This is a genomic window from Flagellimonas baculiformis (assembly GCF_033441575.1).
Classification (GTDB): Bacteria; Bacteroidota; Bacteroidia; order Flavobacteriales; family Flavobacteriaceae; genus Flagellimonas; species Flagellimonas baculiformis.
This window is the reverse complement of record NZ_JAUZVW010000001.1, coordinates 423,763-436,361: the sequence shown is the minus strand read 5'-3', so window position 1 is coordinate 436,361 and position 12,599 is coordinate 423,763. Positions and strand designations below refer to the sequence as shown.

At 45.7% G+C, this 12,599-nt stretch carries 6 protein-coding genes; all 6 read left to right on the top strand.

Going from position 1 to position 12,599, the window contains the following annotated elements; genetic code table 11:
• Positions 1 to 7: 7 nt before the first annotated feature.
• The 6 genes from SD450_RS01895 to SD450_RS01870 all read left to right on the top strand — a co-directional run bounded on the left by SD450_RS01895 (position 8) and on the right by SD450_RS01870 (position 12,598).
• On the top strand, positions 8 to 1,618 hold the full coding sequence (locus tag SD450_RS01895; protein WP_318342964.1) for a RagB/SusD family nutrient uptake outer membrane protein: 1,611 nt from the start codon (positions 8 to 10) through the stop codon (positions 1,616 to 1,618).
• 634 nt (positions 1,619 to 2,252) lie between these two features.
• The gene (locus tag SD450_RS01890) at positions 2,253 to 5,438 is read left to right on the top strand and encodes a SusC/RagA family TonB-linked outer membrane protein (protein ID WP_318342963.1); all 3,186 of its coding nucleotides are present in this window, start codon (positions 2,253 to 2,255) and stop codon (positions 5,436 to 5,438) included.
• A 10-nt stretch (positions 5,439 to 5,448) separates the two neighbouring features.
• On the top strand, positions 5,449 to 6,903 hold the full coding sequence (locus SD450_RS01885; protein WP_318342962.1) for a SusD/RagB family nutrient-binding outer membrane lipoprotein: 1,455 nt from the start codon (positions 5,449 to 5,451) through the stop codon (positions 6,901 to 6,903).
• Between the two features lie 134 nt (positions 6,904 to 7,037).
• Complete coding sequence (locus SD450_RS01880; protein WP_318342961.1) at positions 7,038 to 8,774, top strand: DUF885 family protein; 1,737 nt, start codon at positions 7,038 to 7,040, stop codon at positions 8,772 to 8,774.
• Positions 8,775 to 9,083: 309 nt separating this feature from the next.
• Positions 9,084 to 10,859: a DUF885 family protein gene (locus tag SD450_RS01875; protein WP_318342960.1), complete on the top strand. Its 1,776-nt coding sequence runs from the start codon at positions 9,084 to 9,086 to the stop codon at positions 10,857 to 10,859.
• 2 nt (positions 10,860 to 10,861) lie between these two features.
• Positions 10,862 to 12,598, top strand: a complete 1,737-nt coding sequence (locus tag SD450_RS01870; protein ID WP_318342959.1) for a DUF885 family protein — start codon at positions 10,862 to 10,864, stop codon at positions 12,596 to 12,598.
• Position 12,599: the final 1 nt, after the last annotated feature.

Sequence of the window (12,599 nt, the reverse complement as noted above, 5' to 3'; positions counted from 1 at the left end):
TAGAATTATGAAACTTGTTAAAATAAAAATAGGATTGATTACGGCCTTGGGTGTTCTGGCCGTGGGTTGTACGGATTTGGACGAGAACCTTTACAGCAATATTACCGCTGAGGAAACTATCTTTACGGCAGAGGATCTAGATCTTATAATTGCGACACCCTATGCCAATATGAGAGGTATCTATTGGGAATGGGACGGACTCTTTGATATATATGAGGAATCATCAGATTTACTGGTAACGCCCAGACGTACCAATATTGGATGGGGAGCATACTATATAACCATGCACCAGCACACATGGACCCCTGATGTGAGCCATGTAGAAGCTTTATGGTTCAGGGCCTATAGGGCCATCAATAATGCCAACAAGGCCATTCTCCAGTTGGAACAGCTTGAAGGTGCCGAAGGTGTCGAAGGTTATATTGCCGAAATGAGAGCATTACGGGCTATCTGTTATTATCTGTTGTACGATAACTTCAGAAATGTTCCCTTGGTCACAAAATTTGATGTTCCAGAAGGATTCTTGCCCGAGCAAAGCTCCAACCAAGAAGTATATGATTTCATTCTACAGGAGCTTCAAGATGCAATGCCTTTATTGAGCACAGAAAAAAGCCAAGCTACTTATGGAAGGGTCACGCAATGGGCCGTTAAAATGACTTTGGCCAAAATGTACCTGAATTCTGAAGTATATATTGGAACAGCACGTTGGAACGATGCCCTGAACGAGGTACAGGATGTCATTGATAGTGGCCTGTTCAGTTTGGCATCTGATTATTCGGATGTCTTTGCCATTGAAAATGAAAACCTCTCGGAAACCATTTATGCAATTCCGTTTGACCAAATTAATGCCGGAGGTTCATATTTGGCATACAAGGCATTGTTAGGGGCCAGTAGGCAGACTTTTGATCTTTCAGGTTCACCTTGGGGAGGCAGTGCTGCAATCCCCCAATTTATTGACACCTACGATGAGGACGATCGGCGCTTGAAGGATACTTGGCTGGGTGGCCCACAATTTACCAGTTCAGGTGCCCCGTTGCTTTTGAATCCAAGTGACCCCGATTCCCAATTGGAGTATGTCAACTATATAAAAAATGTGAATGAGGCGGATGATGCGGATGGTTACCGGTTTGTACGGTACGAAATCGGCGCTGGGGATGTAGGCACCACATCCAATGATGTTCCTTTCTACAGATATACCGATGCACTTATGATAAAGGCCGAATGTCTGTTACGAATGGGCAATGCTGACGAAGCGGCGGCAATAGTCACCGAGATTCGTCAAAGGGCGTTTAAGGATACCGATCCTTCCAAGGCTACCGTCACCGGAGAAGAATTAATGGGTGGTAGTGTATATCAGTATGGACCACAAGAAGATGGGATCATCACTAACCTAGAGGGCGGTGACGATATCCAGTACGGTAGATTTTTGGATGAATTGGCATGGGAGTTTGTGGGAGAACACCACCGAAAGCAAGACTTGATTCGGTTTAATGTATATACATCCAAATCTTGGTTTTCACATACACCTAATGGAGATTATCGAGCAATTTTCCCTATACCTTTGAGCCAAATGCAAACCAATCCTAACCTAGAGCAGAACCCCGGCTACCCAAACTGATCAGGAAAGTAAAAGATTGTTTCAATAATTGTTTTGAGTTAGTAGTTAGTTACGAAAGCGAATGGATTTCCATTCGCTTTCTTTTTTGTGCAAGGCCACTTTTTTTGACTGGAATTTGAGGTGGCTGTCTGTATGTGTATGGAGGATTTTTATATTCCGATGGACTTTTTATGATTCGTGCTGAATGTCTTGTTGAGGACAATAAAAAGGGGGGGCTAAAGTTAAAAACACTATGGATGTAATAACATATTATCGTATGTGTGTATTATATTATCCCGCACCATTTAAGCTCTTCATTTTTTTTTTAAGTTTCGGTAAGAAAATCGTTAAATCCTTTCAAACTACCTAGGTAAGGATAAAAGTGTAATAAATAAAATGCATTCATAGTACCCCTTCTATAGGTACAGATAAATGCGGCCGTGCCAAGTGGATTTTTTTGGCCCATGATCCATTTGTAGTACATGGACAGATCTTCAAACTTGGTGCTTTCCCAGTACACCAAGGTTAAGAATGTAACTATAACAATAAATGCCTGTATGGAAAAATAACCTAGACATGATCTTGGTCACCCGGCAATGTAAAAAATTGCAGTGAACCACAAAAAACCAATTAAACTTAAATCACTAATTCAAACATGAAAAACCTTAAAAAGTCGTCCAAAAGGACAACAAGCTTGTTGTTGCTGGTCTGTACGTATATGATCTGTTCTATCGTAGGGCCCACAGAGACCAATGCCATGCACCTGCCCGTTACGGAATGGGAAAATGAGGGAGGGCTGTTCAAGATGCCAGAATTAGATCTTGGCACCAATGCAAGAGATGTCCCTAATACAGACAATCTTCAATTTTCGGTCAGTGGAAACGTTGCGGACGGTGCAGGGGTGCCACTACCCGGTGCCAGTGTTGTGGAAAAAGGGACTTCAAATGGGACCCAGACCGATTTTGACGGTAATTTCACCATCCAAGTTTCCGGTCCGAATGCCACTTTGGTAGTCTCATACATGGGGTACGATTCCCAAGAGGTCGCGATAAATGGACAGTCCAGTATCGCTGTGTCCCTGGAAGAGAGTGCGCAGGCCCTTTCCGAAGTGGTTGTTACCGCTTTGGGCATCAAGAGCGACAAGAGGGCACTCGGTTATGCCACTGCCCAAGTGGATGGGGACGATATAAGTGGGGTCAAAGCGACCAATAACTTTGTCAATTCCTTGAGCGGTAAAGTGGCCGGGGTACAGATTTCCAGTACCTCCAGTCAGCCAGGGAGCGGTACCCGTATCGTGATTAGGGGCGGGTCTTCCATCACAGGGAACAACCAGCCATTGATCGTAGTGAACGGTGTTCCCTTTGATGCGGCCAACTCCAGCACATCATCGGGACTTGGCGACATCGATCCCAATTCCATCGAGAGTTTGAGTGTTCTTAAAGGGGCCTCCGCAGCTGCCCTCTATGGAAGTAGGGCTGCTAATGGGGTATTGCTCATCACTACCAAATCTGGGGAATTCGAATCCAAACCCGTCATCACTTTCTCCAACTCTGTAAGCTTTGACAGAATTTATGAAGTACCCCTTCAGAAAACATGGTCGCAGGGATTTTGGGATGGTTCGGACTGGAGCTATGTTGATGGTGAAACGTCATTTACATCCACCAGTTGGGGCCCACGCATCGAAGATGTGCCCGGAGCACAATACTATGACAGATGGGACGTGTTCAAAACGGCCTTTACCAACGAAAGTACGATAAGTGCCTCTGGAGGAACCTCAAAAGCATCCTATTTTGTGAGCTACAGCAACTTGATGAACGATGGTATATTGGACCCCTTGAAGTTTAGAAGAAACTCCATCAATGCCAATACTTCTTTTAAGTTCACACCAAAGCTGACCGTGTCCTCCAGTATCTTATATACTACCCAAAAGAATAGCCAATTGGATGAGAATAGCTCCAACAGCGCGTTCATGAATACTGTATTGGCACAACCGAACACATGGAACCCTTACCCTATTTATGATGATGAAGGTAACTTAAGGTCATATCGTGGAGGTTCGAGGGATCCATATCTCTGGTTATTGGATAACGTGGGCAACAATAATGAAAGAGATCGCTTTAATGCCAATATTACCATAGAGTATGAAATCGTGCCTAAATTGAGCTTTAGAACTATCACAGGTATTAGTACATCAAGCCTGCACGCAGATGCACATTACAATAAAGGGGGATATGCCTCTGTACAAGGAAGCTACAACACTATGGAGCGATTTGACCGTAACATAGAATCCACAGAGACCCTGACCTATGACAATGACTTTGGTGATATCAGCTTAATGGCCTTGGTAGGACACAATATCTCCGAAAGTAGAAACCGTAGAATTGAATTTGAGGGCAATGGACTGGTTCTGCCCGGTATTTACAACACGGCGAATGTAAGTGGATTCAATTCATGGGAGACCAAAAATCTCTTTAGGTCCTATTCGTTCTTCGGACAGGCCATGATCGGATACAAAAACTGGCTTTACTACACTGTAACCGGTAGGAATGATTGGGCTTCCAGTGTGGCCGATAGCTTTTTCTATCCCAGTCATAGTTTAGGGTTCATCTTTAGTGAATTGTTGCCGAAATCCGATGTGTTCAACTATGGTAAATTGAGGGCGAGCTATGCAAAAGTAGGTTCTCCTGCAGATCCTTATGCCCGTAACGTAGTATTGGATGATCCTGCCAGTGATGGTGTGCTATGGCCTTTTAATGGTCAACGAAGCTATTTGTCTACTGACAAGATACCTAATATAGGTTTAACCAATGAGTTCAAAAGCGAAGTGGAATTGGGTGCTGAACTCAAATTCTTCCAAAATCGATTGGGAATTGATTTTGCGTACTATCATAACTGGAGTGAGAACCAGATTTTGAGTGAACAGTTCCTTGCTTCCACAGGATATACCTATGGTGACATTAATATTGGTGGCATTACCCACAAGGGAGTAGAACTTTCAGTATATGCCACACCAATTCAGACTACTGATTTTGAGTGGAACGTTAATATCAATTTTTCTAAGGATAACCCCGTTGTGGATAGTTTAGGAAACAATGATGAACCTGTGGGTGTGGGTGCATACGGATCCGCCGTTGTAGGGCAGCCATATCCTGTTATTTATGGCCCAGGCTTCCTTAGGGACGATCAAGGAAGATTGGTGTTGAGTGACGCTCCTGGAACAGGGTACGGACGCCCATTGGCGGATAACTCCCAAAACCAGATATTGGGACAGACCGTCCCAGATTGGATGGGAAGCTTTAGAACAGGTTTCAGATATAAGAATGTTTCACTTTCTGCTTTGTTGGACATCAGTAAAGGAGGGTATGTCTATAGTTTGAACGACCATTACCTTACTTACTATGGCATGGCAAAGCACCAAGAGAACCGACCTGAGGACAACATGATCACCTTTGACGGTGTTATGGGCCATGTTGAGAATGGAGAAGTTGTGGTAACCAGCGAGACACCCGAACCGACCCGATATGACCTATACTGGCAGACCGTGGCACAGAACGTCTGGGAAGACAACATCATGCCAAGGGACTATATCAAATTGAGAGAAGTAAACCTTACTTATCAAGTTCCTAAAGATATGTTGTCCAGCATTGGCTTGACCGCTCTTGATGTCTCCTTTTCAGGAAGAAACCTTTGGAGAAAGTTCAAGGACGGTTTTGAAGGTCCAGATCCAGAAATCAATACACCGGGTGACAATGGAAATGGGATAACTAATGGTAATGCCTACTTGGGGTATAGCTTTCCAGCCACCAAGACATATACACTTACCTTAACCGCCAAATTTTAATATAAAGACGATGAAAAGAACATATATAAAGCACTACGCTATTTTGGTCGCCATGATCACCCTTTTGATAGGTTGTGATAGTTGGATGGATGTCGATCAAGATCCCAATAGTATTGTTGATGGCCCGCTGATCACGGAAAATGTGATGCTGATAGGGCTAGAGGCCGAATGGGCCGCTTTGGCCACCAATCAAATGGATACCTGGGAAGGTTTTGCCCAATGGTTGTCCTGGCACTCCATTGAAGGATCAACCTCAAGATCCATGGACATCAATGCCGGTTATGGCAATGAAGTTTGGAATTCCTATGCCTATTCGTTGAAACATGCCGTTGAACTGTATGACAAAGCTGAGGCAAATGGCAATACCCATTACCAAGGTGTGGCGGGAATCATCGCAGCCTTTCACTGGTTCTACATCGCCGATGTTTACGATCAGGCACCCTTGGAAGACGCCATCAAAGGATTGGATGCGGTACAACCCGCCCTGGTCTCCCAAGCAGAACTATATGCCCATGCCAATGGCCTTTTGGATGAGGCGATAGCCCTTTTGGGTGCCGCTAACCAAGGAGATCGGGTTCCGGAAACTGACGATTACCTTCTTGGAGGGGATATGGACAAATGGATCAGGTATGCTTATTCAATGAAAGCCAGACAGGCCCTGCGATTGTCCTATGCTCCCGGCACTACCCCCACGGCCCAGGCCGATTTGGCCCTATCGTACCTCCAAAATGGCATGACGTCCAATGATGACAGTGTAATGTGGAGGCATTTGGAAGAATTGGCCAATGCAAACCCCTTGTTCAATTATATGAACAGGGCGTATTCCGGTGGACTTGGATTGACACCGGGCAACTTTTTGATCGACTTGATGAATTCCTACAATGACCCTAGGAGGCCCATCATGTTCACCTATTCAGAGGAGTTCCCCGATGGATTTGCCGGTTTGCAGTCCGGGGCCGTTGTCCAGCCAGGGCAAACACCCAGCCACTGGAAATACACCTACATCTCCATGTCCTATCCGGCCCAGATCATGTTGTATTCGGAAACCCTGTTCATCAAAGCAGAGGCCCATGCACTCAAGGGGCAGTGGGTTTTGGCAGAGGAGGCCATGAAAGCAGGGATTACTGCGGATATGCAGTTCATCGGCGTTGACCAAGCGGACATTGACACCTATCTGGCGCAGGGTTCATTGACCATGCCCACCAATGTGGAAGATGCACAAAAGCTTATCATTGAGCAAAAATATATAGCCAATGTGTTCAGGACCCACGAAACCTATTTTGATTATGTGAGGACCGGGTATCCAGAGTTCGATTTCGATTATATGCTATTGAACGTCTATAACACGGAAACGTTCCCTAGAAGGTTTCCCTATCCGCTCAATGAAGTGGAGAGAAACCCGAACATTGCCGCCATTGGTCAACCCGATTGGTTTGCCAAAGGAACCACTTGGGACAATAAATAACCAACCTAAGGGACTACAAAGGGGTCAAGAACCATGGCCCCTTTCCCTTTTTGGACTTGGTATGGAATAGATTGGTATTTTTGATTGGCCTGGGCCGTCATATATCACCAATTCAATTTAAAACGTACAAAAACATGAAGAGATTTTACAAGATGCACCTCAAGGTCCTATTGCTGGCCTTGGGCATGGGATGGGCCGGACATTCCCAGAACGGTGCAGGGAACGAACCTCCAGTGAGTGAACTATATCAATTGATGAACGAGATGTCCGCCGATGAAGGAAGTCTGGGCAGGTTTTACATCGTGGAGAGTTCGCCCGAGAAAAGGGAGCGTTTCATACAGTTTTATCAAGATTACCTGTCCAGATTGGAAAAGTTTCCATTCAACCAACTATCGGTGAACGGTAGGGTGGATTATCTCTTGGTCAAAAGTGAGATCAACAGGAATCTCAGAAATCTGGAGCAAGAAAAACAGGAATATGCCCAAATTGAAAAATGGGTATCCTATGCAGGCCCTATCTACGAAACCGAAAAACTGCGCAGAAGGGGCATTCATTTGGAATCATCCAAAGTAGCCGCCCAACTCAATGAAATTAGCGGAAAATTGGAAAGTTTATCCGAAGAATTATCCAAAGAACCACCTTCATTTGAACGCAGATTCGCCGAACGAGCCCAAGATGTGGTCAAAGGCCACCAAACAGCTCTCGAAAGTATCTACGAATTCTACAACGGCTACGACCCCGATTTTACATGGTGGATGGAGAAGCCCTATGCCAAGTTGATGGAAGAGCTCAAAGCGTACGGAGCGCTGATCATGACCAAAGTGGATGAAAGCACCCTCCCCAAGGATGATGGGAGTGGGATTATCGGCAATCCCGTAGGGGCCAAGGAACTGAAAAATCTCTTGGAAGATGCCTTTATACCCTATTCCGCAGAGGAATTGGTGGAAATAGCCAACAAGGAATTTGCTTGGTGCGATAAAGAACTGCTCAAAGCATCCCGGGAAATGGGATTTGGGGATGACTGGAAGGCTGCCCAAGAAAAAGTAAAGCAATCCTATGTGCCCGAAGGGCAGCAGCCCGAAGCAATGCTGGATTTGTACAATCAATCCATCGACTTTTTAAAGAAAAATAACTTGTTGACCATACCACCAGTGGCCGAGGAAACGTGGAGAATGAGCATGATGAGCCCCGAACGGCAAAAAATTGCGCCTTTCTTCTTGGGAGGGGAGACCTTAATGATCTCTTACCCCACAAACACCATGGACCATGAGGACAAAATGATGAGCATGCGGGGCAACAACCCACATTTCTCAAGGGCCACCGTACATCATGAGCTGATAGCGGGCCACCACTTGCAAGGTTTCATGAACAGGAGGAACAAGACGTACCGAAATTTCAGGACCCCGTTTTGGACCGAGGGGTGGGCCCTCTACTGGGAGCTGATTTTATGGGACATGGATTTTCCCCGATCTCCAGAGGACCGCATCGGGATGTTGTTCTGGAGAATGCACCGCTGTGCTAGGATCATTTTCTCCCTCAACTATCATTTGGGCAAATGGACCCCGCAGGAGTGTATTGATTATCTGGTGGACCGAGTGGGCCACGAAAGGGCCAATGCAGAAGGTGAGGTCAGACGATCGTTCACCGGAAGGTACGGCCCATTGTACCAGTTGGCCTATATGACCGGAGGAATGCAGTTCTATGCCCTGAAAAAAGAATTGGTGGATTCGGGAAAAATGACCTACAAGGAATACCATGATGCCGTTTTGCGGGAAAACAGTATGCCTGTGGAAATGGTGAGGGCCATACTCACCAACCAACCTTTGGACAAAAACTATAAAACTTCATGGAAGTTTTATGATCGAAAATAATTGTTTTAATTGTTTTTAGTTTAGTTCCCCAGGGCCATCATTAAAATGATGGCCCTGGGATTTTGTAGGAGCTCCTTAAACCTCGGCCAAAGGGTTCCGTGACAAGGTATCTGCTTGAAACTACATTAGATAATATAATATCAATTACAGTTAATATGCGATTACGGGACAGCATAGATCTACAATACCTTTAAAGTGTCTACGAAAATGCAAGTTTTCGGCTATGCCCAAAAATGATCGGCACCATTCCCGTGACTCGGTCATTTCCTTTCGGCATTTCATATTTTTTAAACCAAACCAACTATCCGGATGAAAAAAAAGAAAATGTTTTGGATGGCCTCTTTGATTCTTACGATGGGGCCAATTTCAATATCCTTGAACGCACAGGCAAAACAAGAAGCGCTGTATGTGCCCTGCGAGGAAATGCCAGATGTAATGACCAAGTATGAAGCGGACTACGGTGCGCTGGTTCGTTTTTATGCGCCGGGTGCCCGCGGGTATTGGGGAAGGACAAACGATCCGGGGGGATCTCCCGAGCGAAGGCAACGCATGACCAAATTGCGAAATGACTATTTGACAAAATTGGCAAAGTTGGACTTTAATGCACTGCCCCAAGAATGCAAGGCAGATTATGTGCTGTTCAAAAGGGATTTGGAAAAGGAAAACGCCGAGGCCCAAGAGCAAGAGGCGGTTTACCAAAAGATCAAAAAATGGTTTCCGTTTTCCAACAACATCTATTCGTATTTGGAAGGAAGAAGAAGGGGCCATCAACCGGATGCCTCTAAAATGGCCAAGGAATGGAACGATGTTGTGGAACAGATGGAGACACTGAAAGGTCAACTGGAAGTAACAACAGCTTTGGGCAAGGATGAGGTTGAAGAAGCATTACGTGTTATAGAAGACCTAAAGAATTCCGCAGAAAATGTATACTCCTTTTACAACGGCTATGACCCTCTTTTTACATGGTGGATGCCTACCGTTTACGAAGAAATGGGCAAAGGATTTGATGCTTATTCCGAAGTGTTCAAAACCAAGTTTGACAAGGGAAAACCAGTTGATGAAAGCGGCATTGTGGGCAACCCCGTAGGCAGGGAAGAGCTGGTGAAACAATTGGAGTACGAGATGATTGATTATACTCCTGAAGAATTGATCAAATTGGCGAATGAAGAATTTGCCTGGTGCGATGCCGAACTGCTAAAAGCATCCCAGGAAATGGGATTTGGCAATGATTGGAAGGCTGCCCAAGAAAAAGTAAAGAACGCTTATGTGGAGCCTGGAAAACAACCGGAATTGATCCTTCGTCTCTACAATGAAGCGGTTGATTTCCTTAAAAAGAACGACTTGATCACAGTTCCCCCCTTGGCTGAAGAAGTTTGGGGTATGGGCATGATGTCCCCTGAGCGCCAGTTGGTAAATCCTTTCTTTACCGGTGGCTCCTCCATCAGCATTTCATACCCCACTGATGCCATGACGTATGAACAACGTATGATGAGCATGCGCGGCAACAACCCACACTTCTCCATGGCAACCGTGCACCACGAATTGATCGCGGGGCATAACCTGCAAGGCTTTATGAACAGCCGTCACCGCACCTACCGTAATTTCAGCACACCATTTTGGACCGAAGGATGGGCATTGTACTGGGAACTTCTATTGTGGGACAAAGGTTTCCCACAAGGGCCCGAAGACCGCATAGGCATGTTGTTCTGGCACATGCACCGTTGCGCCCGTATCATTTTCTCATTGAACTATCATTTGGGCAAATGGACCCCACAGGAATGTATCGACTTTTTGGTGGATCGTGTGGGGCATGAGCGCGCCAATGCCGAAGGTGAGGTAAGACGTTCCTTTGTGGGCAACTACCCGCCCTTGTATCAGTTGGCGTACCTAACAGGAGGCCGTCAGTTCTATGCATTGCACAAAGAATTGGTGGATAGCGGTAAAATGACCAACAAGGAATTTCACGACAGGATCATCACCATGAATGCCATGCCGGTTGAGATGATCAAGGCCATTATGACCGATCAGAAAATCACCAAAAATTACAAGGCCAAATGGAAGTTCTACGATCCACCAAAACAATAAAGATGAGAAGCACTTTCATTGGAGGACTTTTGGGACTGGTATGTATGACCACCGGTTCGGCCCAAGAAGCAGATTTTGTTCCTTGCCAGGAGATGCCGTTTCTCATCGAGAATTTTGAAGCGGATTCGCGGGTATTGGACAATTTTTACAGCCCTTCCACAGGGTCGTACTATGGCTTTGGAAGAAGGGGGCCATCAGCCTCATATCCGGAAAAACTGGACCGAATGGACCGTCTGTACAAGCAATATTTGGAAAAACTGAGCGCTTTGGACTTTGATGGCTTGCCCCAGGAATGTAAGGTAGATTACATCCTTTTGAAAAGAGACCTTAATGAAAACTTGCGGCAATCCCAAGTGGAGCGACGCGAGTTGGACAGTGTGGGCAAGTGGTTTCCCTTTAGCAGCACCGTTTACGATTTGTTCAAACTGAGAAGAAGGGGAATCCAGCCCGATGCGCAACAAGTGGCAAAGGAATGGTCCGGAATCCTTGATCAGATTGATTCCCTGAAAACAATTCTAAAAGAGTCCGATGACTTAAGTGTGCTGGTCATCAGAAAGGCAACCGATGTGGGCAATGGCCTGCAACAGGCCTTGGCCGATATTCATGGGTTTTATAACGGGTACGATCCCATGTTCACGTGGTGGACCTCTAAGACCTATGAGGATTTGGATGCATCCTTGAAGGAATACACCGAGTTGTTCAAGCAAAAACAGACCCCGGACAAAAATGGAATCGTTTCCCGAAAACCAGTGGGTCGTGAGGAGCTTATCCGCCTATTGGAATACCAGATGGTACCCTATACGCCAGAGGAGCTCACCAAAATAGCCAACGAGGAATTCGCGTGGTGCGAGAAGGAGATGTTAAAAGCATCCCAAGAACTGGGATTCGGAAATGATTGGAAAGCAGCTTTGGAACATGTGAAGGATACCTACGTGCCTCCAGGGAAGCAACCAGAGGCCATCCTGGATCTATACGAAAGATCGGTGGCGTTCTTGAAAAAGCACGATTTGGTGACCATACCGCCGTTGGAGGAAGAGGTTTGGGGGATGTACATGATGTCTCCCGAAAGACAGCGCACCAATGCCTTTTTTACGGGTGGAAACAACATCACCATTTCCTACCCCACCAATACCATGGACCATGAATTCAAGATGATGAGCATGCGCGGGAACAATCCCAATTTCTCATTTGCCACCGTTCATCATGAGTTGATTCCAGGACACAACATGCAATATTTTATGAATGCCCGGTACCGAACCTATCGCGATTTTGGCACCCCATTTTGGATGGAAGGATGGGCGTTGTACTGGGAATTATTGTTGTGGGATATGGATTTCCCGACCACACCTGAAGAGCGTGTAGGAATGCTGTTCTGGCACATGCACCGCTGTGCACGAATTATATTTTCATTCAATTTCCACATGGGCGAATGGACCCCACAGCAATGTATCGATTTTCTGGTGGATAAAGTGGGTCATGAACGCATCAATGCCGAAAGCGAGATTCGCGGACCCCTATCCAGCAACAGCAACCCGCTGTACCAAGTGGGTTATTTGACCGGAGGTCGTCAATTCTATGCATTGAAAAAGGAAATGGTAGACAGCGGGAAAATGGGAATCAAGGAATTCCATGACAAGGCCATCAGATTGAATGCCATGCCCATGGAAATGGTTCGTGCCATTATGACGGGCCAAAAATTGACCAAGGATTTTAAGACCAACTGGAAGTTCTACGAGTAGA